This window comes from Raoultibacter timonensis, from assembly GCF_022845715.1.
In the GTDB taxonomy this organism is placed as follows: domain Bacteria; phylum Actinomycetota; class Coriobacteriia; order Coriobacteriales; family Eggerthellaceae; genus Raoultibacter; species Raoultibacter timonensis.
In genome coordinates, this window is the sequence record NZ_AP025564.1 from 790,268 (window position 1) to 813,186 (window position 22,919).

The window sequence follows — 22,919 nt, forward strand, 5'->3', positions numbered from 1 at the left end:
TTCCGCACGCTACGCGAGTGAAGATGGTGGGCCGTTAGCTCAGCTGGTAGAGCAGGGGACTTTTAATCCCAAGGTCGCGGGTTCGACTCCCTCACGGCCCACCATCTTCACTAGGCAAGCACATGCCGCGAAGGGCGACCCGTGTTTCCTTCGTTTCGGGAAACACCGTATACACTGGCCCATCGTCCAACGGCAGGACTCTGGTTTTTGGTACCAGCTATCTAGGTTCGAATCCTGGTGGGCCAGCCACGCAATCGATAATCGCCCGTAAGGGCGATTTTGCGTATAAGCCGATAGTCGATCGAATCGGGTCTCTATCCTAAAGTGCTTGGAGGGCTTCAGGATGGATGAGCGCCCGTTTCCGGGGGGTCTCTATGGGGGATCGCGTACGATCGCCGAATGACTATGGGTTTCCGTGTGCAGCCTATGTGTGCGCCCATAATGCGTGCTTGCATGGCTGCCTGCGTTTTTGATATCATCTACGTTTGTCGCTTAATGACCTATTTGCTTTAAGGAGCACTTTTGACCAAAGAAGATGTTATCGAGCTTGAGGGGACGGTCCTCGAGGCGTTGCCGAACGCAATGTTTAGGGTTGAACTCGAGAACGGGCACAAGATATTGGCTCATATTTCCGGCAAGATGCGTATGCACTATATCAAAATCCTGCCGGGGGATAAAGTAACCGTCGAGCTCTCGGTGTACGATCTTAATCGCGGACGCATCACCTATAGGTATAAATAAGCGGTTTCCTCCCGCGCATCGGGTTTCCGAATGTGCGGTTTTTGTGTGCTTGAGGCTAAGTATGCGTTGTTCTCGCGGTCGAACTCGTTCGGCGCGGGCTTATGGAGCAAACAATCACCTGCGGCTGGGTGTGGCTATACAGTAAAGAAGATAAGGGTCGCTTTAGACCTGCACAAACCGAAAGGAATTTATTATGAAGGTACGTCCTTCGGTCAAGAAAATGTGCGACAAATGCAAGATTATCCGACGCCACGGCAAGGTTCTCGTCATCTGCGAAAACCCGCGCCACAAGCAGCGTCAGGGCTAGGAAGAAAGAGGAGAAATAACCTATGGCACGTCTTGTTGGTGTCGACCTTCCTCGCGATAAGCGCATTGAAGTCGGCTTGACCTACATTTACGGCATTGGCCCCACCACCGCCAAGAAGATCATCGCAGATACCGGTGTCGATCCCGACATCCGCGTGAAGGATCTCAGCGAAGATGATCTGACCAAGCTGCGCGACTACATCCAGGACAACCTCAAGGTCGAAGGCGACCTGCATCGCGAGGTTTCCCAGAACATCAAACGCCTCATGGAGATCGGTTGCTACCGCGGCCTGCGTCATCGTCGCGGCCTGCCCGTGCGCGGTCAGCGCACGCACACCAATGCGCGTACGCGCAAAGGTCCCAGGAAGCAAATCGGCGGAAAGAAGAAGTGAGGTAACTAAGTGGCAGCAAAGAAGAACGTGCGCACGCGCCTCAAGCGTTCCGAACGTAAGAACATCGCCGTCGGCTCTGCGCATATCAAATCTACGTTTAACAACACCATCGTGAGCATCACCGATCCTCAGGGTAATGTGATCTCGTGGCAGTCCGCCGGTACGGTCGGGTTCAAGGGCTCTCGTAAGTCCACCCCGTTCGCAGCGCAGATGGCTGCGGAAGCGGCAGCGAAGACCGCCATGGAGCACGGCCTGCGCAAGGTTTCCGTGTTCGTTAAGGGTCCGGGTTCCGGTCGCGAGACCGCTATCCGCTCGCTTCAGGCTGCTGGCCTCGAAATCGCCAGCATTCAAGATTGCACGCCTATCCCGCACAACGGTTGCCGTCCGCGCAAGCGTCGTCGCGTTTAACTGAAAGGATCTACACATGGCTCGATACACAGGGGCGGACTGCAGATTGTGCCGCCGCGAAGGGACGAAGCTGTTCCTTAAAGGCGATCGCTGCTATACGGACAAATGTGCCTTGGAGCGTCGCAACTATGCGCCGGGCGAAGCCGGCAAGAAGCGCGTGAAGGAAAGCGAATATCGCACTCAGTTGCGCGAAAAGCAGAAGACCAAGCGTATTTACGGTGTGCTCGAGAAGCAGTTCCGTGGCTACTACGATCTCGCCAACCGCCAGCAGGGCGTTACCGGCGAGAACCTGCTTCGCATCCTCGAAAGCCGTCTGGACAACGTGGTGTACCGTCTCGGGTTCGCCAAGTCCCGCGCCGAGGCTCGCCAGCAAGTCCGTCACGGACACATCGTCGTCAACGGCAAGCGCGTCGACATCCCGTCGTACCGCGTTCGCCCGGGCGATCTCGTCGCCGTAGCTCCGAAAGCCAAAGATATGCTGGTCATCAAGAGTGCGCTCATCTCCAATGAGCGTGTGCAAGTCCCCGCATGGCTGGAAGTCGACATCGAGAAGCTGCAGGGTAGCGTGCTCTCCCTCCCGCAGCGCGATCAGATCGATCTCGACATTCGCGAACAGCTTATTGTCGAACTTTACTCGAAATAACATTGCGGCATAATTGAAGGAGGCTTACACAATATGACAGAGTTCATGAGGCCGACGGTAACAACGGAAGAGATCAACGAGACCGTTGCTCGTTTCGTTGTCGAGCCGCTTGAGCGTGGTTACGGTTACACATTGGGTAACTGCATGCGTCGAGTGCTCCTTTCCTCGCTGGACGGTGCGAAAGCAACCGCGATCCAGATCGAGGGGGTGCAACACGAGTTCACCACCGCTGAAGGCGTGATCGAAGATATTACCGACATCGTGCTGAATGTGAAAGGCCTGGTGTTTTCCGCACTTTCCGATGACATCGAAGAGGCGACTGCTCACGTATTGGCTGAAGGACCGTGTACGGTCACCGGTGCGGATCTCGATATCCCCACCGAATTCACGCTGATCAACCCCGAGCACGTCATCGCTACGGTTGCCGACGGCGGTCAGCTCGATATGACCATCCGCATCGGCGTCGGCCGCGGCTACGTTTCGGCTGAGCGCAACAAGCGCACCGAAGATCCTATCGGCGTCATCCATGTCGACTCGCTGTTCTCGCCGGTTCGTCGTTGCACGTTGAACGTCACCGATACCCGCGTGGGCCAGCGCACCGACTACGACAAGTTGGTGCTGGAGGTTGAGACCGACGGCTCCATCGCCCCCACCGAGGCGATCTGCCGTGCGGCCAACATCATCAACCAGTATATGGGCGCGTTCTTGAGCCTCTCCGATACGCTCGAAGAAGAGGAAGGCGAGGTTGCCTCGATCTTCGCTCCCGAAGGCCAGGAGAGCAACGCGGAGCTCGACAAGCAGATCGAGGATCTGGACCTCTCGGTTCGCTCCTACAACTGCCTGAAGCGTGCGGGTATCCACTCCGTGCGCCAGCTCGTCGAGTTCTCCGAGAACGACCTTTTGAATATCAGGAACTTTGGTGCGAAATCCATCGAAGAGGTCAAAGACAAGCTGATCTCGATGGATCTCAATTTGAAGCTATAGGAGTTAGATAACGATGAGACACTATAAGAAAGGTCGCAAGCTCGGTACCGACGCGAGCCACACCAAGGCAATGAAGAAGAGCCTGGTTGGTGCGTTGTTCCTGAACGACCGCATCAAGACGGTCGATGCGCGCGCCAAGGAGATCCGCGGCGACGTCGACAAGATCATCACCTGGGCGAAGAAGGGCGATCTTCATTCCCGCCGTCTCGCCATTGCGGCGCTCGGCGACAAAGAGCTTGTTCGCGAGATCTTCGAGAAGGTTTCGCAGGGCATGTTCGCCGATCGCCAGGGCGGTTACACCCGCATCATGAAGCTCGGCAACCGCAAGGGCGACAACGCCCCCATGGTCATCATCGAGCTCGTGACCGAGCCCGTCGCCAAGGCCAAGAAGGACGATGCCAAGCCGGCTGCGAAGAAGTCCGCTGCCAAGAAGGCCGCTCCGAAGAAGGCCGACGAGGCGAAAGCCGCTGAAGCCGAGGAGGCCAAAGAGGCCGCCGAGGAGCTTGAGCAGATCGAGGAAGCGGTGAAGGAGGAAGCCGAGGCTTCCGTCGAAGCCGCCGATGAAGCTGGCGATGAGAAAGCTGCCGTCGAGGCCGCCGAGACCGCCGCCGAAGCCGCCGAGGCTCAAGAGGCAACTCAGGAAGCCGAGGCCGCTGCCGAGAAGAAGGCCGAAGAGGCCAAGTAGGCGCCTGAGCTTGCAAGCGGCACATAGTTGAATCGAACGGGGGCTACGGCCCCCGTTTTTACGCTCGGAAACGAGTGCATCCGAAGCGGTGCATCATCATGTCATACTCGTTCATCCACATGCAGCAGCGTTACGAAAAGCCTGCCCGCAGAAGCCTGCCGCAAAGGATGCGAAAACAGCTTCAAGAGCAACGCAGGAGTCCCGAGTGTTCGCGATGGACGATTGAGGGGTTCGTCGGTCCCGTCAAAAAACCGGCATCCCAATACGTATCGTTGGGATGCCGGCGAAAAGAAGACGCCCTTATCGAGGGAACTGCCTAGAACGTCTCAAGGGCGTTGAGAACCGCGCGACGACCCGATGTGTAGGCGAAGGACGTACCGGTCGATGGTTTGGCGATGTTGTCCCTGCCCTGGATGCTGCAAAGCATCTGTCCGGTGCCGTACAATCCGGGGATGGGCGTTTCGCTCCAATCGAGCACTTCGAGGTTTTCGTTGGCGATCAAACCGCCGTAGCTGTGCGCGTACCTGAGGTTCATCTTGATGATGTAGTAGGGCCCTTCTCCAATGGAGGAGGCGATGGGGCGGTTGAACGCAGAATCGATACCGGCTGGGGCGTCTGCGTTGTACGATTCGATCGTCGCCTTCAAACCCTCGCTGTTTATTCCGGCTTCGGAAGCAACTTCGTCTACCGTGTCGGCGGTAACGATAAAGGGCAAGTCTTCACTTGCAAGCCACTTCTCCCAGGTATCGGGGGTGAATACGCCTCCCACTTCCCTGGTTCCCAGGGTATAGAAGACGTCGAACGATGCTTTGTCCAAGAAGAGGTAGGCGGCGGAATCGGGAAGGGATCGATACGCATTGACCTGCGCCGGCGCTGGGCCCATTTCGTTCATTATCCTGTTGCCGTCAGGTCCGATGATGATTCCTGCGGCATCCCTGAACGAACCTAATACAACGGAATACAATTGCGTGCCGGTTCCGGGCGAGAGCTCGAGGCCTCCGCCTTCGATAGACAGGTTGTCGAGGTACCGAAGCATGGCTCCACCGTACAGGGCAAGTCCCATTGCTTTGCCGTCCGAGGACTCCGAGCCGTAGAAAATGACGTTTTTGAGCGACTCGTAGGGAAGCATGTCACGTCGCGCGCCAAAGCCTCCCGCAGCAAGAACGACGGCTTTGGCGTTGATGCGGTATTCGGTTCCATCCGCGGCTTCGGCGATAACGCCTACAACGGCACCGTTTTCCTTTATAAGCTCGGTAGCGGTCGTTTCGAGCAGCAACTCGACGGGGGATTCTTCGATTTTTTCCGTCAGGGTTTTAGCGATGCCCGGGCCGCCCCCGATGGGATAGCAGATTCGCGCAACGGGATACGGGGGGAAGAATTGTACCTCGTCTGAGAACTTGACTCCCATATCGGACATCAGCCAGTCGTAGGTTGCCCCGTTGTTCTCGGAGTACATTTTTGCCGTGGCAAGTACGTACGGGTCGTCGAGGTCTTTGGCGTAGCTCTCCAAAATCAACTCGGCATTGTCTTCAACGCCTGCATCTTTTTGCTTTTGCGATCCGCCGATATTGGTGGCGGTAGCGCCCAGCGAGGCTCCGCCGGTCATCGGCATTGCCTCGAGCAAAACAACGCTGGCTCCTTTTTCGGATGCCGTGCAGGCCGCGCTCAGCCCTGCGGCACCTGCTCCAACGATGACGATATCGGCAGTCTTCTCCTGGTTTTTCGCTTCCGTGCCTTCCGAACCGTTCGAATCCGCAGATGCGGTGGTGGGTTCGGCGCTCGGGCTGCACCCGGCCAAACCTGCTAAAGCTGCGGCTCCGCCCGCGATAACGGCGGTTGATAAGAATTTCCTGCGATCCATTTCCATGGCGATCTCCCATCCCTTTTAACCTTGAAGCCATCTATGCGGTTTCCTGTTTGTGCCGCCTGGCATGTCGGTGGCATTGCTGTGCGCTTGTCTGGTCCAACTCGTTGGCAGCACGATTACCCCCTTTCTGCAGGTAAGAGAATAGGGGTCTCGAGATGATCGGTCTAGAAAGCGGGGCTACAGGTGTAGTCTCGGCTACAGCGTCCGATCGTGTCTGTGCTAGAGCGTGTTTTGGTTGCTGACGGCTTGATCCTTCTTGTACGCCTCAAGGCGTTTTACGTCGGGAACGTTGTAGGCATTGTTGATCCTGCGGATGAGACCTTGGTTTTTGAGGGATCGCATGCACTTCGTCACCGTAATGCGATTCGCATTGACGAAATCCGCCAGCAGCTGGTGGCTGAGCGGAAACGCGATGAGCTTTCCTCCTTCGAAGTCTTTTCCATATCGGTAAGAGAGCTCAAGGATGGTGTTGCAGATCCGCCAAACGACGGATTCGTTTTTCCGATTGCTGTAGAGCTTTTTTATCGAAAGCATTTTTCTTGCAGCAACGCGGGCCGCATACTGGGAAACTTCTTTATCTCGTTCGAAAAGGTCTGAGAAATCCGCTGCGGAAATGAAGAGGGCCCGGGTTTTGATCTGGGCCTGAAACCCTGTTGGAAAGGGGATGCCCAGCAAAAGCGACGTTTCGCCGAGCAGTGTTTCCTTGTCTACGATCAATCCGAAAACCTTTTCACCGTTTTCCGTGAAGTCGACAGCGAAAACAAGCCCTTCGATAATGTAGTAGCAACCGCCTATCGAAGTATTGTGTTCGACCAGCATTTCGCCTGGAGCGAATTCTCGCTCGTCCCCAACGAGGAGAATGCTCTGAGGCACTGGCGGTGCATCGTAGAATAAACTGGAAAAGTGGGCTCCCATGGCTTCCGCCTTCTCTCGGTTCAAGTACTTGCCATTCTAGCGTATCGGGAGCATGCGGCGAAGCGCGGTAAAGCCGTCGTAGCTGTCGCCGAAGCGCTCGGGCGAGTGCAATTCGGGTGGGATGCCGACGAGTTCGCGCTCTCGCATGCGGCTATTCAGGATAGCCGGCCGCTTGTCGACGCCGATGCGGGCTACCCCCGTTGATTCAGGTCGCCGCCGTGCGTGCTGTCGACGGATTTCCTTTGCTCACGACAAGCAAAGAAGCCCCGCGCAAGCTTCCGAAAGGGGCTTGCGCGGGGCTCGGTGCGCATATGGGTTTGGGCTGTTTCGGATTGCTAGATGCTACGGGCTACGATGTTGCCGGCATGTATGGCGCTTTGAATGTTCTTGGGTGCGTCGCATCCTACGGCATATGCCTCGATGCCGGTCGCGGCGATATCGTCGACAAGCGCGGTATTGCCTACCATGTCCCAGCACTCGATAACCGTTCCGCAGACGATTTCCTTGTCGAGGCCGCAATCCCGCATCGTGATCCTGAGGCCGCTATCGGTAACCTCGGTCGCATCGGCTTCGTTGTAGACCTTGACGCCCTTTGCGTACAGGTGGGGTAACGTGAACCTTCTCACCCAAGGCGATTGCTCGATGTCGAGAACGTCTTTGGCGCCGGGGTTCACGATGTCGACATGCTTTCCTTGCGCAATAAGAAACGATGCGATATCCACTGCCTGCAGGTTGCCGCCCACGATCACAACATCGTCGTCGATCTCGTTAAGATCGATAGAGCCTACGTCCATGACGTTAACGGAGGCGCTCGAAGAAAGCTTGCTTTCCCTTGAACCGCCGACGGCTACCAAGACGACATCGGGACCCTCGCTTTTCACGAAGTCCACGTCGACCGTCTGGCCGGTGACGGTCTGGACGCTTGCGATCTCAAGTTGGCGTGCTAGGTAGTCCTTGAGGTCGCCCATCCGCTCGTGGGTCCCCTTGTAGGCCTGCGCCGTTCCCAGCAGGCCGCCCAGAGAGTCCTTCTGTTCGTAGAGGGTGACGGTGTGGCCCCGAAGCGCTGCAATGCGCGCCGCCTCCATGCCCGCAGGGCCTCCGCCTACGACCATAACGTTCTTGCTTTTCTCGGCAGGCTCGAGCGCGTAGCCTTCCGGCATTTCTTCGGTGTAGGCAAACTGCGTTGTTGCATTCACGCGGCACATTTCCGCTTCGCCCAGTGGTTTCGCATGGCAATGGAAGCATTTCGTGCACGGGGCTATCTCGTCCCGACGGCCTTCCTCGAGTTTTTTGGGCAGTTCGGGGTCTACGACGAGCATGCGGTTCATGAAGACGAGATCGACGTCACCGTTTGCAACCGCGGCATTGATCAGATCGGGGGCAAGCCTCGCATCCATATTGCCCGCGCAGCCCACGGGGATGTCGACGACCTCCTTGATTTTCTTGGCGAGGGGAATGAATCCGCCGACGCCCGAGTGGCTGCCGTCCATCAGGCCTTCGAAGTGCTTCGCGTAATCGAACTGCGTGCCGAAACCCGTTGCCCCATCCATCTTGTAGCCCGTGTGGTTGCAATCGGGTCCGTAGCAGGTAACCTCTTGGCCGGGCACGCCTACGCGGACCTGGATGAAGTCGGCGCCGGATTTTTCCAATTCCTGAGCCAGGTACTGCGCCTCTTCCAAAACGATGAATCCGTCGTTGTCTCCCAGGCTCGAATCCATCTCTTCTACGGCGTTAATCAGCGTCAGGATGGTGAAGTCTTCACCGCATTGGCTCCTGATCTCCTCGATGATCTCCTTGAAGAGACGGACGCGATTCTCGTTGTTCTGGGCTCCGTATTCGTCTTCTCTGAAATTGCGGCTCCTCGAGAGGAACTGGTTCAAGACATCGGTGGTCGCACCCTTCATTTCGACGCAGTCGAAGCCGGCGTTCTTCAGCCTGAGGGCGGCTTCCCCGCAGTCCTTCACGAGAGCCTTGATTTCCTCATTGGTGTAATCGTTGACCTGCGTTATGGGGGACAGCGGGGTGCCGAGGCCGAACTGGACGCCAACGTATGCATCGGCTTGATGGATCCGGTCGGCGATTTTCTGAGCTTCGAGAACGCCTTGTTCGCTGGGTTTTGAGCCGTTCGTGAGGCCGAAGGGGCTCAATGTTCCGGTTTCGAGAATGATGAGTGCGGTGCCGCCGTCGGCGATGAGACCGTAGTAGTCGATCGCGTTCTGGCTCATTTCCGTAGCGCCCTTCGGCATTGTGTCGGAGCCTGCTGCTGATTTTACGATGCGGTTCTTGAGGTTCATGCTCCCGATCGTGATGGGGCTGAAGATTGCCGACACGTCGCCCGAATAACTATCGTACGAATCGTCTTGCGGGTTGAGTTCGACTACGGTGGACGGCGAAGGTGCCGCCGAAGGGGCATTCGCCGCGTTTCCGTTCTCCGCCGAATTCGATGGTGCGGGGCTGCATCCCGTGAGGGACAGAGCCGATGCCGCCGTTGCGCCGATGGCCGCCAAGGCTGCGCCTTCCACAAAGCTCCGTCTCGAAATGCCCGTGGTTCCGATTGCCTCTTTTGAGGGCTTTTCCATCTGTGGACCTCCCTTGTACCCTGTATCATTGTTTTGCAGCGCTGCAGAAACGATGATATTGGTTGGGTTCGTGCGCGCTACCGCATGAATCAGGGGAAAAGCGTCTCGCTTCTTAGATCACATCATTGATGTGATGCCTGAAATCAAATGATCGAAGCGTTTGGCGCTTTGCGACATATAATGGTTGTCGGTTATCGGCCGGGATACGGGGATGGGCCGGTTTGCTATAGCGAAGAGGAGCAGCGTGGTAGTGGTCGCGAGAAACAAAAAGCAAGGCGGGGGGTTCCTATCGGGCTTTTCGCTGCTTGCCTGCTTTGCCATTGCGTTCTATCGGCTTGTGTATTGGAGCACCAACTCCGGGTCTTTCGCCCCGACGAACGACTTTCTGAACTTTACCGAAATGGCCGCGCAGGCTGTTGCCATGCTCGCATTGATCGTGCTCGACTATCGTTTCGCGTATACCGAGCGAACGGTCAATGCCCTCATCGTCGTTGCCGCCGCCGCGCAGCTCTGCGGAAGCGGATTGCTCTTTGCGCCGTACTATTTGGGGGATTTCGATTCCCAGGCGGTTGCAGTTTTCGGCGCCGTGTTCCGTGGGGCGGGAAGCGCCGTGCTGCTTTTGGGCTTGGGGCGCCTTTTGTGTTCGATCGAGCCGAAGCGCTCGGCGCTCATCATTGCGGGCGGGTATACGATTTTCGGTGTTATCTCGCTCGTTCTCTCGCTTGCGCCGCGCGACGTTATCGCGTTTGCGGCGCTCGTGTTCCCGATCGCATCGGGGTTTTGCTTGGTGTGGTGCAGCGAGAAAAACGCCGTTAACGTCGGCGAAAAGCAGACGGTTGATGCGGCGATGCTGCGAAGAATTCCCCTCGACACCGTGATCCTTTTGTTCCTCTGCGCCCTTGCGGGCGTTGTCAGCGGGGCTTTTACGCCGCCGAGCCTCATTGACCAGAGGGCTTTCAACGTGTTTTGGATGATCATCTACTTCGCTGTTTTCGTGGTCTATTGCGTTTGGGTATTCCGGTTCAAGCGCAACGATCCCGACGCCCTTTGGCCTTTCCTGGTACTCGTTATCTTCAGCGGCCTGTTTTTCTATTCTTCGTTCTCGGCAATCAACTCGGAGCTTGCTACGAGCTTCATGAGCGCAACCCGGCGGACGCTCATGCTGTTCTGCTGGGTGTTCATGGCGGCTTCGATCTATCGGCAAAAGCTTCCGGCGCTGCTGTTTTTCGGCGCCGGCAACCTGGTGTTCTCGCAGCTTCCCGCCATGGTCGGCTACCTGATCGGGATATTTCATCCGATGCTCGACAGCTACGAGACATCGCTCGTCAACATAGCGATAACCGCGGCTATGGCGCTGGTTCTTGTAGTGGCGATCATCGTAGTGGTGATGAGGGCCAGGGTTTCGCAGGTTGTTTCGCCGGGCCAAGCGAACTCGATCGATCCGACGGAGCGTGCGATTGCCGTCATTGCCGAGCAGTACGCGCTTTCTCCGAGGGAATCGGAAATAGCCTTGCTGGTTGTCAAGGGCTACACGCTGCCGATGATAGGCGAGAAGCTCTTCATATCGACCGATACCGTTCGATCCCACTCCAAAGGGCTGTACAAGAAGCTCGGTATTCACAAAAAGCAGGAGCTTATAGCGCTTGTCGAGCGGCACGTATAGGAGTGCGCCAATCGGGGCATGGGGCATCGCTGGGACCGAGAGGTCGGTGCTGACTGGGTCTAAACGGGGGCGCGGCTTGCGCGGGCCGCTCGTTTAAAAGCACAAAAATCGCCGTTGTGAAGCTTTCTGTGCCCGATTCCCCCGCCTTCACATTTTTTGTCCTTTAAAAGACCAGATCAGAAGCTTGCTGATACAGTGATCTCAACCGTTACGCTCCAAAGCGGTTCCGCGCGTCTTCTGAGGCGGACAAAATGCTTCACATCGGCTTTTTTTGTCCGCTCGACAGTGTTTTGGCTGCATTGCGGCGGGTTGACGATGGGTTCGGAATTCGAAAAACGACGTGCACTTCGGGGGCTGGGCTGGCGGGCGGCGGGCCATTGCAGCTTGCCTGCATGCTCCCGGGGCCGACGCCGACGGACGCTCGACCCGTCCAATCCTATAGACGAGCGCTGTCGTCGACGAAAAACCGAGATGCCTGGGCTATACTTTGTGCAACGGCAACGGCAACGGCAACGGCAACGGCAACGGCAACGGCAACGGCAACGGCGGTAGGCCATGAACGAACCCGAATCGGATGGTATCGATCCCCTCTACATCTCGGATATCGAGACGTACGACCTGCTCTATATCAACGAACCGGGACGGGAGCTGTTCGGCGTCGGCTCCGATGAGGATATAGCCAACTTCGAGTGCTATGAGTTCTTGCAGCATCACGATTCCCTGACGGGCCTGCTCAACCGCAACCGCTATATACAGGATCTTGACGGCTTGGCCGAGCGAAACGAACCGATCGGCGTTATCTTCCTCGACATCAACGGCATGAAGGAAGTCAACGATCGGGACGGCCATGCGGTGGGCGATCGGTTGCTTATCGAATGCGCGAATACGATGCGCTCGGTGCTCGCCGACCTGTTCTCGCTGTATCGCATCGGCGGCGATGAATTCGTCGCCATCGCCGTGGGTATCGCCGAAACCGATTTTTCCCGTTTGTCGGCTGAGCTCGGCCGAACGTTCGAGGACGGCTCGCTTCGCCGCGCGGCCATCGGTGCGCGCTGGGAGGAGCATCCCAAGAGCATTTCGAAGATGCTGTTCGATGCCGATGAGGCGATGAACTGCGACAAGCGCACGTTCTACCGCACGGCAACGCGCGGCTTTCATGGTGCGGGACGTGCTCGGCTTGAAGGCGAACGGGGCGAAGATGGTTTTGGCGTGCCGCTCCGCCGCAGCGATGCGGTTTGCTTTGATTGAGCGCTCGTGGATGGATGCGGGGTGACGGCTTCATGTTCAAGATAGGGGAGTTTTCTCGGTTATCGCGCGTGTCGGTGCGCATGTTGCGCCATTACGACAAGCTCGGGCTGCTCGCTCCCGATGCCATCGATCCCGAGAACGGCTACCGTCTCTATTCCGTCGGGCAGCTGCGTCGTGCGAACAAGATCACGACGCTGCGCGATATGGGTTTTCTCGTTGAGGATATCAAGCGTTTGGTGGAGCTTGATGACGAGGGGTTCGTCCGCGAACTTGATCTGCACGAAGAACGCATTCTCTCGGATATCGAACAGGGGGAACGGCGGCTTGCCGACGTGCGCAGCCTTCGCGATGCCGTGGTCGACGGATCGGCCGGCCTCGATTTCGAAGTGTCGCTCAAGGCGGTGCCATCCTACGAGGTGATCGCGCTGCGCATGGCGCTTTCCTCCTACGACGAAGAGCGCCGTGCCTGGGAGGCGCTCGGTTCGTTCGTGAAGGAGCACGACGTGCCCGTATCCGACCCCTATGTCGAGTTCTGCGAGTTCGACAGCCAAAGCGAAGCGGACGAGGAAGGCGTGACGGTCGAGGTGGCGGTGGCGGTCGACGAGCTGCGCGAAGGCGAGGGCCCCGTCCGCTTTTACCGAACCGACGCCTTGCCCCAGGTGGCTTCGATTATGGTGTACGGTCCCTACGAGAACATCGCCCCGGTGTATACCGCGTTCGCTCAGTGGCTCGAGGGGCATCCCTTGTACGAGATGGCGGGCAATACCCGAGAGATCGCCCATCGGGGATGCTGGAACACCGAGGATCCGAGCGAGTATGTGACGGAATTCCAGATTCCGGTGCACCGCAGATCATCCGAGGGCTGATCGGTTACCGCTCGGCCGCGCGGTGCCCAGCGCGTTTTTTGCCGCTTTCGGCGGACGACGCGCCTTCAGCCGTTTTGCCGCCATGCGCCCGCATCGGTTGTACGGGCGGCGAAATTACCCGTTGACCCTGACACGGTGTCAGCCTGTACGCTCCCGATACCACGAGAAAGGAGCGTTTCATGAGTACCATAGAACTCAATCCCATCGGCACCGTATCCGAGCGAGACGGCCTGTCGGCCATCGAGGTTGCCGAGGCGTATCGCCCTGGGCTTCGGGGGCTCGACGGATTCAGCCATCTTATCATCGTATGGTGGGCGAGCGGCGCCGACGAGCCCGAGTACCGTATGTTCCTCGATGCGGGCATGCCGTACCGCAGGGTGGAATCGCCGCTTGGCATCTTTGCCACCCGCTCACCCGTCCGCCCCAACCCGCTGTGCATCAGCGTTGTCGACGTTGCGGGAATCGATACCGAAGCGGGCATTATCCGCACACCGTATCTTGATGCCGAGCTTGGAACCCCCGTGATCGACATCAAGCCCTACACGCCGAGCATCGATCGCGTGGATGCTCCCGCAGTTCCCGATTGGTGCGCGCACTGGCCGAGGGACGTCGAGACGTCGGGCGGTTTCGATTGGGGGGATGAGTTTCGCTTCTGATCGGCTGAGCGAACGCGGCGGCGATGGGGACTGGGAGGCTGCCGTGCCCGCCGGGCGAGTCGAGGAACCTCGCCCGCAGCGCCGATTCTGCGACGACGACTTCGTTATCCCAGCTCGCATGTCCCCCAAAACGGGCCAATCTCGGTTTTCGCGAGGTAGCCCCGTTGCGGGGGATGTATGCCCCTTTCGGTTTTTCATAGAGTGCGCTCAGGAGGACGGGCTATCGGAGTCCGCTTGGGAAATCCTCTTGCACGTACGTCCGATGCATCGATGCGGCCCGAAAAGCATCGAAGCCGCATGCGGGGCATCGGGATCGTGGAAACATCAGGAAGGGAGCTAGAACATGGAGATGGATCGTCGTAATTTCCTCAAGGGCGCGGGCGTGACCGCGGTCGGGGCCATGGCGGCCGCAACGCTCGGGGCCTGCGCGCCGAGCGCGGATGCCGGCAAGAAGGACGCGAGCGCGCCCGTATCGGCCGACGGCGAGGAATACCTGACCGCTGAAACGATGAAGAAGAAGTGGTCGTTCGAGATTCCGCCCGAGCCGATTGCCGAGAGCGACATCGCCGAAACCATCGAGGCCGATGTGATCGTGGTGGGAGCCGGCACGGCGGGCCTCATGACGGCGAACAGCGCCGCAGAAGAGGGCAAGAACGTCGTCGTCGTATCCGCTTCGACCAAGCCCACGTCGCGCGGCGGCTCGAACAACGCGGTGTACTGCAAGGCGTTCGAGGAGCAGGGCTACGAGAAGGTTCCCGTGTCGCAGTACCAGAAAGAGATCTTCTGCCAGATGCACAAGGTCGATCAGCGCAAGTGGTACCAGCACTACAACAACTCCGAAACGGCCATGAACTGGACGATCGACCTCATGGAAAAGGCGGGCTACTCGATCGACATCGAAATTGGCACGCCCGACGAGGAGGACAGCCTCTACCTGCAGCGCACGGCTGCCGTCGGTTGGAACCTCAACGGCCAAGAGCCTCCCGAGGAGGGCATGGAGGTCGTAACCGGCAAGATGCAGCCGCTTCTGGTGTACGAGCTCGCCCGGCATCTCACCGAGGATCTGAGCGGGACGATCTACTACAAGAACGTGGCCGAGCAGCTTGTTCGCGAAGACGAGAACACGGGCCGCGTAACCGCCGTCATCTGCAAGCGCGAAGACGGCACCTACGCCAAGTACGTCGGCAAGAACGCCATCGTGCTCGCTACGGGCGATTTCTCGGGCGACCGCGACATGATGCGCTGCTTCTGCCCCGAGACGGCCGATTTCGTGGACCCGAAGGTGTACGACAGCGAGCCGGACTACGACCAGGGCTTCAAGTACGGCGGCATCTACAAGGGTCAGGGCCAGAAGATGGGTCTTTGGGTCGGCGCCGCATGGCAGAAGAGCTTCCCGAACTGCACGATGGGCTCGTATTGGGCGCCCGGACCCCGCAACCTCTACACGAACCATCTCGGCCTGCTGCTCGACCGCGACGGCAACCGCTACATGAACGAGGACTGCATCGGTCCTATGGCCGCCGAGAACATCACGCTGCTTCCCGAGAAGAAGGCCTACGCCATCTGGGATGCGGGCTATGCGAAGCACGAAGCGGTTTCGGGCGACTGGACGGTCGATTCGATGATGACGGGCGAAGAGGCCATCGCCGCAGCGGTTGCCGGTTGGACCAAGACCGCCGAGGGCAACGGCCAGACCTACGTTATGGGCGATACGATCGAGGAGGTCATCGAGAAGCTCGGCCTTCCGAAAGAGACCATCGAGACGGTGAACCGCTACAACGAGCTTGCTGAAGCGGGCGTGGACGAGGACTTCCACAAGGATCCGCAGCATCTGCACCCGATCGCCGAGGGTCCGTTCTTCGGCGAGATGTGCGAAACGTTCGGGTTCCTTACGGTGCTCGGCGGCTTGAACACCAATGTGAACATGCAGGTATGCGATGCCGACGACAAGCCGATCCCCGGATTGTACAACGTGGGAACGATGGTGGGCGATATGTTCTCCGGAACCTACACGTTCATGATCGAAGGCGCGAACTACGGCATGACCTGCGTGACGTTCGGCTACCTCACCGGCAAGTACATCGCCGAGAACGAATAACCCGGCGTCTTCGCCGAACCTCCCTCAGAAAGCCCCGACGCTTGCTTGCTGAAAGCGTCGGGGCTTGCGTACGTTGGCGCGGGTGCGGTTGGCGTTCGGGATACGGGTCGTTTCCAGAGCGGATACGCGGCGGGTTTCGCGCCTCCGCTGTGCCGTCGTCTCAGCTCAACTGCTCAATGGTGAAGAGCGATGAGCGTTCCCCGGAGCGGGGGTCGTCCAGGATCTCGCGGTAGCGCTCCTCGATATCCTCAACGGGGGCTATGCGGTATCGGTGCGATTCGGTGGTGCCGTCATAGAACGTCGCCGTGATGGTGAGAACCGATTCGCCTACCATCTCGGCGGCCTTGGTTTGCACGAGAACGCCCAGCTGGTTCATCGCCTCGCTATAGGCATCCATTTCGTCTTGGGTGAACCTCTCGTTCGGATTCTCGTCCGGGTTCTCTGCAAGGGCTTCATCCATGCGCTCAAGATGCTCGTCGAGCACTGCGGCCGGCTCGGCAAGATCTCCTTCGACGGGAACGTTGGCCACGATGTAAACGAAGCCCTTGTCGGCGTTTTTCAGATCGTCGGGGCCGACGGTAAAGCGGTAGCGCGTGAAATCTTCGGGGGGCGTGCTCCAATCCCGCGCGGGATCGAAGTTGAAGTACACGCCTTCTCCTTCGAGCTCGTAGGTGAGCGAGGCGATGCCCGAGCCTTCGCAGGCGAGGTCGAAGTATATCGAGCAGATGTATCCCTTTTCCATGCCCGTGTCATGGATGAAGTCGTTCTCGTAGGGGCTTGCATCCTCCCAGGCTAACTCGTCGAACGAGTACCAGCCGCCCCAGCTGGCGAAGTTGCCGAGAGCGAGCTTTACGTTGCCTGCGCTTTCGGTCGCTATGCCCGAGGCGTAGGCGGTCAACGCGAACGATTTCTCATTGCCGCCGAGCATGCGATCGACGGCGGGCGTGAAAAAGAGGCATCCGAATACGATGACGCCGATGCAGGCAGCCGCCGCCGCGATGCGCCACGCGGGTCTTGCCGGGAGGCGCTTGCACGTCGAGTGCGCTGCGGATGATTGGCTGCATGCCGAGCGCTCCTCGAGAATCGCCCGGTTAAGGTTTTCGCGGGCGCTATCGGGCAATTCGACTTCGTTCATGTGCTTGCGGTAGTCATCGAAAAGGTTGCGGTTCATGATTCGCTCCTTTCTGTTTCGTGGTGATGATGGCGGCTTGTTCGTTTGCGCCGAGGTTTTCCCGCAGCTGCTTGCGCCCGCGATGAAGGCGGGTACGCACCGTTGCAGGAAGAATGCCCAAGATATCCGCGATCGCTTCGTTCGAATACCCCTCGACATCGTGAAGGTGAACGACGATGCGAAGCTTTTCCGGCAGATGCGCAAGCGCCGCCCAGACGGGATGCTCGAAGAGCGCCTCGAGACCGGGATCGCAGACGGCGGACTCTGCGAACGACGCAACGTCATCGGTGGATTCAACACGCCGTCTCCAGGCGCTGCGATGGTATTCTCTGCATCGGTTGGCGGTGACATGCAAAAGCCATGCCTTCATATGCTCGTCGTCGTGGAATTCAACGGTGCTCTTGAGCAGGCTGAGAAAGACATCCTGCACGACATCCTGCGCATCGGCGGCGTTGCGCAGGTGCGCGAGCGCGAGCCGATAGACGCTGCCTGCCAGGGTGCCGAGCGCATGCTTCATGAATTGTTCCGAGCGCAATTGGTCGGTCATTGAAATCACCTCCTTGCATGATACATGCGGGAAAGCCCCGATTCGTTTCATCGGGGGCGGTTTTTCTTGCGGGCGCGTGGGACGATTTGCCAGTGCGGCAGTTGGTGGGCGTGCCGCTCGCGGTGCCGCAGCCGATCGTCGCATTGCTTTTCGCGTCTGCGCGGCGGTTAGCCGGAGCGCGGGCGGCGCGGCATTGCGCCAGGCGGGTTGTACCGGGCTCCTACTCGCCGAGCGTTGCAGCGCGCTCGTGCGTCATCGCGATGAGTTCCTGCTTGGAGTGCACGAGGAACTTTTGATAGATTCTGCCCGCATGGGTTTTGATCGTCTCTTCCGCCAGGCAGAGCTCTTCGCCGATGGCCTTGCGGCTGTATCCTTTGACGAGCAGCGCATAGACCTCGGTTTCGCGTGCCGAAAGTCCGTGCTCGCTTGCGAGCACCTGTACGGCGAGCGCCTCGTTGGCTCCCGAGTCCGTCTTGTGATCCGAGCCGGGGCTGACGGCGCCCCAGCCGCGGCGCAGGTTCTGATTGCTCGTCATGTACAGCGCCGCGAGCACGAGTACGAACGCAATCGTTACGGCGAGCGCGGTCTGGTCGGGGGCGACGGCCTCGAACACGGTGCCGGCGAGCTGGCCGGCCAAGAGGCACGCGGTGCTCGTGCCGACGATCCAGACGGGAGGCTGGTTCAGCCCCTTTGCGAGGTATGCGCACAGCGAGCAGCTGATGAGGTACTGGAAGCAGTATCCGACGTCGAGCACCGCCGCTCCCATCTCCACCATGCTCGGTGCGATGCCGAGCAGGAAGAATCCTGTGGCCATGAGCGGGAATCCGATGCGGTAAAACAGCAGATCGAAATCGCTTTTCAGCATAATCGAGCAGAAGAACACGAGTCCGATGGCTGCAAAGAATCCCAGCGAAACGAGCAGCGCAGAATTCTCGAAAGAATTTACGAGCAGGCTGTGCATGACACCGAGTGCGAGGCCCTGAAACGCCGAGGTAACGAGAAACTTCGTCGGCAGCTTCACTTCGGTTTTCATGCCGTGGCTGTACACGGCTTTGCGCGGTACCGCATCGAAGCTTTTCATGAGGCAGTACACCATCGGAATAGGCACGGCGACGATGGCGATTTTACCTGCCGCCAAGGGCAGCAACGAGAAGAAGTAAGCTCCTGCAGTACCGATGAGCAGTGCGAATACCAGGTGAAACAATGCTTGCTTGGGACCGATGTGGCCGAGAATGCGGCTTGCTTCGAGGTTGACGTTCGCGGTGCCGCAGCCGATGAGAATCGATCCGAGCAGATAGAGGATGACGGCGATGTCGTGATGGGTGTACGCGAACTCGGGATAGCATGTGAACAGCAATGCGCCGAAGGAAAGAACGGCACCGAGCGTAAAGGGGAACCAGCGGCGCATGCTCACCGCATTGATGCGTTTGTACAGAATGCTCCAGATGAGATAGGTGGCAACGCTCGCTACGAGCAGGATCGTTCCTTTCGGGAGCGGGAAGCCGCTGAGCGGTGACGGCTCGAGAAACAGGTACGGGCTTTGAAAGAGCAGCGTCGTCTGCATCCAGTACAGCCCGAACGCGATGCTGAGAAAAGGGTTCTTGGCGACGCTGCGCTTGACGCTTTCGAGCAAGCGTTGCCGTTCTTCCGCCTGGTTGATAACCGCAGGCGTGCGTTTCCCCATCGCGATGACCTCCCATGCCAAACCGCCGAAAGGGTAAGTATAGCGCTTTGCATTGCGAATGGCGCGAACGGGAGTGCCGTTCGGCTACGAGACGGATCGAGGCGTTGTTGACCGCCTGTTTCCTTTGCCATGCAACCGTTTCATCTCCGTTGCCGCCCGTACGCCTACCGACCTGCGATAAGGCATACAATCGAATCAACAAAAACGAAGCGTTGCCGCAGATGGCGACGTAGATCGAAGAGAATCCGACGAAAGGAGCGGGATCATGACCAAAGCAGGATTGGCCGATGCCGAAAAGATGCTCGCGATGGACGACGACGTTGAGCGCAGGCGCGCCGCGGAAGAGCTTGAGCGCATGGAGGAGAGCATAAAGTTCGAAGCCGAGGCTTCCGTTGAATCCGCGGATGCGGTATGCGACGAAGCCGCTTCCGTCGAGGCGGCTGAAACCGCGGCGAAGGCCGAGGAGCTGAGGGAAGCAACCGAGCAGGAATTCGGCGACTAGCTCGCATGAACGATAGGCAAACCCCGTAGTGAACCAGAAGGAGATCATCATGGCTGATATGGATACGATGGTGAAGGATGCCGCTACCAAGGCGGAGGACACCGCACACGATATGAAGAATGCCGCGAAAGACGCAGCTACCGATGCGAAGAACGCGGTGAAGGACACCGCACACGACGCTCGCAACGGCGTAAAGGATGCAGCGACCGACGCGAAGTCCGAAGCGCCCGAGGCGATGGATCAGGTCAAAGAGAGTGCAAGCGAGATGGCCGAGAACGTCAAGCACGCGGCTGAATCTGCCGCCGAGACGGTCAAAGGCGCAGCGCAGGATGCCGGCGAGGCCGTTCAGGACGCCTTCGAGAAGATCAAGGCTAAGTTCTAAGCCGAGACCGGTTCCTCGCGATCCAAGGGCGCCTTTCGGGGCGCCCTTTTCTGCGGCGGGGGAGAATTCCGCCGGGAACCCCTCGATTCCTGTGCCGGTACGTTTTGCATCCCGGTTGCGTTGAGGCGTTCGGGTCACCCGATTCCACTGCTTGGCGAGCGGTTGGAAAGCGGTTATGTCATACTGCTTGCATGCAGTTCAGCGTGAGCATCTACATACCCGGTACAACGCCTATCCATCGACTTGACGCGCGCGTCAAGCTTGTCTTGCTGCTCGCGTATTCGGTCACGCTGTTTTTCGTGCATACCTGGACGGGGCTGGGCGCTTGCGTGGCTGCTTGCCTCGCGGCCATGCTGGTTGCGAAAATTCCGCCTGCCCGCATGTTCTCATTGCTCGTTCCCGTGTACGTTATCCTTGCGTTCACGCTTGTCTTCAATAGCTTCGCGTTCGATATCGCCCACGTTGCAGCGGGTTTCGGTGCAGGCGATGTTTCGGCTGGTGTGCTTGCGGGCGTTTCACCGGTGCCGCTGATCGGTTCGTTCGGGTTCGTGCCCGAGGGGTTCGCTCGCGGTGCGTTCTATGCGCTGCGCATCGTGTTCCTTGTGCTCGCAAGCTTCGTCGTGTGCTTTACGACCACCTCAAACGATCTGACCGATGCGCTCAACGACTTCCTCAAGCCCCTGCGGGCGTTTCGCGTGCCCACGCAGGATATCGCCATGATGGTTTCGATCGCCCTCAGATTCATTCCCGTGACTGCTGAAGAGTTTTCTCAGGTGCGTTCGGCGCAATGGGCTCGCGGCGCGGCGTTTTCCGACGGCACGGTAATGGAACGGTTGCGCGCATGGCAAACCGTGCTCATTCCCCTATTCGTGGGGCTGTTCCGTCGCGCTGACAACCTGGCTGTCGCGATGGAAGCGCGGTGCTACGGCATGGGCGATGTGCGAACCGAGCTCGATCCCCGGGAGTTTTCGGGGGCTTCTGCTGCGGTGCTGATCGCCGGTTTGGCCGCATGCGCGGCGCTCGCGGCGTTTCTGTAGCGACGCCTTGCCGCTGCCGTGGAACTTGTGAGCGAAATCGCCGATCATGTGCCGCCTTTCGAAGGTATTTAGTATCATGGCATCGTTTGCTAGGTTGCGGTATCGCATTTGCACGGCGAACCGTCACCCATACCAATACCAATGAGGAGGCAGTGCACATGAGCATCATCATCGATGTATTCGGCCGCGAAGTGCTCGATTCACGCGGTAACCCGACGGTGGAGGTCGAGGTCGTACTCGAGGACGGCTCGTTCGGACGGGCGGCGGTTCCCTCGGGCGCTTCGACGGGCGCATTCGAGGCCGTCGAGCTGCGCGACGGGGATTCCGAGCGCTATCTCGGCAAGGGCACGCTCAATGCCGTTGCTCATGTCAACGAGGAGATCGCCGATGCGCTCATCGGCATGGAAGCCGACGATCAGCGCCTCGTCGACGAGACGATGCTGTCAATCGACGGAACCGACAACAAGGGCAACCTCGGTGCCAACGCGATCCTCGGCGCATCGCTCGCCGTTGCCAAGGCTGCGGCCGAGGCGGCGGAGCTGCCCCTGTACAAATACGTCGGCGGCGTGAACGCGAGCCTGCTTCCGACGCCCATGATGAACATCTTGAACGGCGGCGTGCATGCCGATAACAACGTGGACTTCCAGGAGTTCATGATCATGCCGGTAGGCGCCCCCTCCTTCGCCGAGGCGCTGCGCTGGTGCGCCGAGATCTACCACACGCTCAAGAAGGTCCTGCACGACGCCGGCCTCGGCGGCGGCGTGGGCGACGAGGGCGGGTTCGCTCCCAACTTCAAGACCAACGAAGAGCCGCTCGAGTACATCATGCGCGCCTGCGAAGCAGCTGGCTACGCGCCCGGCACCGACATCATGTTCGCGATGGACCCCGCTTCCACCGAGTTCTACAACGCAGAGAGCGGTAGGTACGTGCTGGCCGGCGAGGGGCGCGAGCTCACGAGTGCCGAAATGGTCGATTATTGGGAGGCGCTCGTCGACAAGTACCCGATCATCTCGCTCGAAGACGGCATGGCCGAGGAGGATTGGGACGGTTGGAAAGCGCTTACCGAGCGTATCGGCGATCGCGTTCAGCTCGTGGGCGACGATCTGTTCGTTACCAACTCCAAGCGTCTGGCGAAGGGCATCGAGATGGGCTGCGCGAACGCCATCCTCATCAAGGTGAACCAGATCGGCAGCCTCACCGAGACGCTCGAGGCCATCCAGATGGCGAAGCAGGCCGGTTACGCCTGCGTCATGAGCCACCGTTCGGGCGAGACCGAGGACACGACGATCGCCGATCTGGCGGTTGCCTGCAACGTCGGTCAGATCAAGACCGGTGCACCCTGCCGCTCGGATCGCGTGGCGAAGTACAACCAGCTCATCCGCATCGAAGAAGAGCTCGACGCCGCCGGAGCCTACGCCGGCATGGGCGCGTTCTACAACATCAAGCGCTAGGCACCGTACTGCGTAGCGTGCGACAGATCATCCCACCGTCTTCGATGGTGGCATTCGGCAAAGCCCCCGCTTGCATGGCATGCGGGGGCTTTGC

22 protein-coding genes and 2 tRNA genes are annotated in these 22,919 nt (G+C 59.0%); 18 read left to right on the forward strand and 6 right to left on the reverse strand.

Annotation, left to right across the window (positions count from 1 at the left end; all coding sequences use genetic code 11):
- The first annotated feature begins 28 nt into the window (after nucleotides 1-28).
- The 9 genes from MWL89_RS03100 to rplQ all read left to right on the forward strand — a co-directional run bounded on the left by MWL89_RS03100 (nucleotide 29) and on the right by rplQ (nucleotide 4,159).
- A tRNA-Lys gene (locus MWL89_RS03100) sits at nucleotides 29-104 on the forward strand.
- A 71-nt stretch (nucleotides 105-175) separates the two neighbouring features.
- Nucleotides 176-249: transfer RNA gene (locus MWL89_RS03105), tRNA-Gln, on the forward strand.
- Between the two features lie 273 nt (nucleotides 250-522).
- Nucleotides 523-741 carry a translation initiation factor IF-1 gene (gene infA / locus MWL89_RS03110; protein ID WP_102375564.1) on the forward strand — a complete coding sequence of 73 codons (219 nt, stop codon included), beginning with the start codon at nucleotides 523-525 and terminating at the stop codon, nucleotides 739-741.
- A 193-nt stretch (nucleotides 742-934) separates the two neighbouring features.
- Nucleotides 935-1,048: a 50S ribosomal protein L36 gene (rpmJ, locus tag MWL89_RS03115; protein WP_006363204.1), complete on the forward strand. Its 114-nt coding sequence runs from the start codon at nucleotides 935-937 to the stop codon at nucleotides 1,046-1,048.
- A gap of 22 nt (nucleotides 1,049-1,070) precedes the next feature.
- Complete coding sequence (gene rpsM, locus MWL89_RS03120) at nucleotides 1,071-1,439, forward strand: 30S ribosomal protein S13 (protein WP_102379060.1); 369 nt, start codon at nucleotides 1,071-1,073, stop codon at nucleotides 1,437-1,439.
- Between the two features lie 9 nt (nucleotides 1,440-1,448).
- Nucleotides 1,449-1,847 carry a 30S ribosomal protein S11 gene (gene rpsK / locus MWL89_RS03125; RefSeq protein WP_102379059.1) on the forward strand — a complete coding sequence of 133 codons (399 nt, stop codon included), beginning with the start codon at nucleotides 1,449-1,451 and terminating at the stop codon, nucleotides 1,845-1,847.
- Between the two features lie 16 nt (nucleotides 1,848-1,863).
- Nucleotides 1,864-2,490, forward strand: a complete 627-nt coding sequence (gene rpsD / locus MWL89_RS03130; RefSeq protein ID WP_102379058.1) for a 30S ribosomal protein S4 — start codon at nucleotides 1,864-1,866, stop codon at nucleotides 2,488-2,490.
- Nucleotides 2,491-2,523: 33 nt separating this feature from the next.
- The gene (locus MWL89_RS03135; protein ID WP_102379057.1) at nucleotides 2,524-3,474 is read left to right on the forward strand and encodes a DNA-directed RNA polymerase subunit alpha; all 951 of its coding nucleotides are present in this window, start codon (nucleotides 2,524-2,526) and stop codon (nucleotides 3,472-3,474) included.
- Between the two features lie 13 nt (nucleotides 3,475-3,487).
- On the forward strand, nucleotides 3,488-4,159 hold the full coding sequence (rplQ, locus tag MWL89_RS16360) for a 50S ribosomal protein L17 (protein WP_244411717.1): 672 nt from the start codon (nucleotides 3,488-3,490) through the stop codon (nucleotides 4,157-4,159).
- A gap of 316 nt (nucleotides 4,160-4,475) precedes the next feature.
- On the opposite strand, the gene MWL89_RS03145 is transcribed toward rplQ, so the two are convergent.
- The 3 genes from MWL89_RS03145 to MWL89_RS03155 all read right to left on the reverse strand — a co-directional run bounded on the left by MWL89_RS03145 (nucleotide 4,476) and on the right by MWL89_RS03155 (nucleotide 9,520).
- The gene (locus MWL89_RS03145) at nucleotides 4,476-6,026 is read right to left on the reverse strand and encodes an FAD-dependent oxidoreductase (RefSeq protein WP_244411718.1); all 1,551 of its coding nucleotides are present in this window, start codon (nucleotides 6,024-6,026) and stop codon (nucleotides 4,476-4,478) included.
- Between the two features lie 219 nt (nucleotides 6,027-6,245).
- The gene (locus tag MWL89_RS03150; RefSeq protein WP_244411719.1) at nucleotides 6,246-6,941 is read right to left on the reverse strand and encodes a Crp/Fnr family transcriptional regulator; all 696 of its coding nucleotides are present in this window, start codon (nucleotides 6,939-6,941) and stop codon (nucleotides 6,246-6,248) included.
- 335 nt (nucleotides 6,942-7,276) lie between these two features.
- A complete protein-coding gene (locus tag MWL89_RS03155; RefSeq protein ID WP_244411720.1) occupies nucleotides 7,277-9,520 on the reverse strand; it encodes an oxidoreductase in 2,244 nt (747 codons plus the stop codon).
- Nucleotides 9,521-9,770: 250 nt separating this feature from the next.
- Between MWL89_RS03155 and MWL89_RS03160 the strand changes: the two genes are divergently transcribed.
- The 5 genes from MWL89_RS03160 to MWL89_RS03180 all read left to right on the forward strand — a co-directional run bounded on the left by MWL89_RS03160 (nucleotide 9,771) and on the right by MWL89_RS03180 (nucleotide 16,051).
- The gene (locus tag MWL89_RS03160; RefSeq protein ID WP_244411721.1) at nucleotides 9,771-11,183 is read left to right on the forward strand and encodes a helix-turn-helix domain-containing protein; all 1,413 of its coding nucleotides are present in this window, start codon (nucleotides 9,771-9,773) and stop codon (nucleotides 11,181-11,183) included.
- A gap of 555 nt (nucleotides 11,184-11,738) precedes the next feature.
- On the forward strand, nucleotides 11,739-12,431 hold the full coding sequence (locus tag MWL89_RS03165; RefSeq protein WP_244411722.1) for a GGDEF domain-containing protein: 693 nt from the start codon (nucleotides 11,739-11,741) through the stop codon (nucleotides 12,429-12,431).
- Nucleotides 12,432-12,463: 32 nt separating this feature from the next.
- Nucleotides 12,464-13,297, forward strand: coding sequence for a MerR family transcriptional regulator (locus MWL89_RS03170; RefSeq protein ID WP_244411723.1), 834 nt, complete (start codon nucleotides 12,464-12,466; stop codon nucleotides 13,295-13,297).
- Between the two features lie 179 nt (nucleotides 13,298-13,476).
- Nucleotides 13,477-13,953, forward strand: coding sequence for a TrmO family methyltransferase domain-containing protein (locus tag MWL89_RS03175; protein WP_244411724.1), 477 nt, complete (start codon nucleotides 13,477-13,479; stop codon nucleotides 13,951-13,953).
- A 343-nt stretch (nucleotides 13,954-14,296) separates the two neighbouring features.
- Nucleotides 14,297-16,051: an FAD-dependent oxidoreductase gene (locus MWL89_RS03180; protein ID WP_244411725.1), complete on the forward strand. Its 1,755-nt coding sequence runs from the start codon at nucleotides 14,297-14,299 to the stop codon at nucleotides 16,049-16,051.
- A 160-nt stretch (nucleotides 16,052-16,211) separates the two neighbouring features.
- Here MWL89_RS03180 and MWL89_RS03185 read toward each other — a convergent pair whose 3' ends face one another.
- From MWL89_RS03185 to MWL89_RS03195, 3 genes are all read right to left on the reverse strand, one after another.
- The gene (locus tag MWL89_RS03185) at nucleotides 16,212-17,222 is read right to left on the reverse strand and encodes a hypothetical protein (protein WP_244411726.1); all 1,011 of its coding nucleotides are present in this window, start codon (nucleotides 17,220-17,222) and stop codon (nucleotides 16,212-16,214) included.
- Nucleotides 17,200-17,913 carry an RNA polymerase sigma factor gene (locus tag MWL89_RS03190; RefSeq protein ID WP_244411727.1) on the reverse strand — a complete coding sequence of 238 codons (714 nt, stop codon included), beginning with the start codon at nucleotides 17,911-17,913 and terminating at the stop codon, nucleotides 17,200-17,202. The genes MWL89_RS03185 and MWL89_RS03190 overlap by 23 nt, the downstream gene beginning before the upstream one ends.
- A 76-nt stretch (nucleotides 17,914-17,989) precedes the next feature.
- Nucleotides 17,990-19,453 (reverse strand): helix-turn-helix transcriptional regulator, encoded by a 1,464-nt coding sequence (locus MWL89_RS03195; RefSeq protein ID WP_244411728.1) that lies wholly within the window; start codon nucleotides 19,451-19,453, stop codon nucleotides 17,990-17,992.
- A gap of 265 nt (nucleotides 19,454-19,718) precedes the next feature.
- Between MWL89_RS03195 and MWL89_RS03200 the strand changes: the two genes are divergently transcribed.
- From MWL89_RS03200 to eno, 4 genes are all read left to right on the forward strand, one after another.
- Nucleotides 19,719-19,955, forward strand: coding sequence for a hypothetical protein (locus MWL89_RS03200; protein ID WP_244411729.1), 237 nt, complete (start codon nucleotides 19,719-19,721; stop codon nucleotides 19,953-19,955).
- 49 nt (nucleotides 19,956-20,004) lie between these two features.
- Nucleotides 20,005-20,337: a hypothetical protein gene (locus tag MWL89_RS03205; RefSeq protein WP_244411730.1), complete on the forward strand. Its 333-nt coding sequence runs from the start codon at nucleotides 20,005-20,007 to the stop codon at nucleotides 20,335-20,337.
- Between the two features lie 203 nt (nucleotides 20,338-20,540).
- Nucleotides 20,541-21,374 (forward strand): energy-coupling factor transporter transmembrane component T family protein, encoded by an 834-nt coding sequence (locus tag MWL89_RS03210; protein WP_244411731.1) that lies wholly within the window; start codon nucleotides 20,541-20,543, stop codon nucleotides 21,372-21,374.
- A gap of 158 nt (nucleotides 21,375-21,532) precedes the next feature.
- Nucleotides 21,533-22,825 carry a phosphopyruvate hydratase gene (gene eno / locus MWL89_RS03215; RefSeq protein ID WP_244411732.1) on the forward strand — a complete coding sequence of 431 codons (1,293 nt, stop codon included), beginning with the start codon at nucleotides 21,533-21,535 and terminating at the stop codon, nucleotides 22,823-22,825.
- Nucleotides 22,826-22,919: the final 94 nt, after the last annotated feature.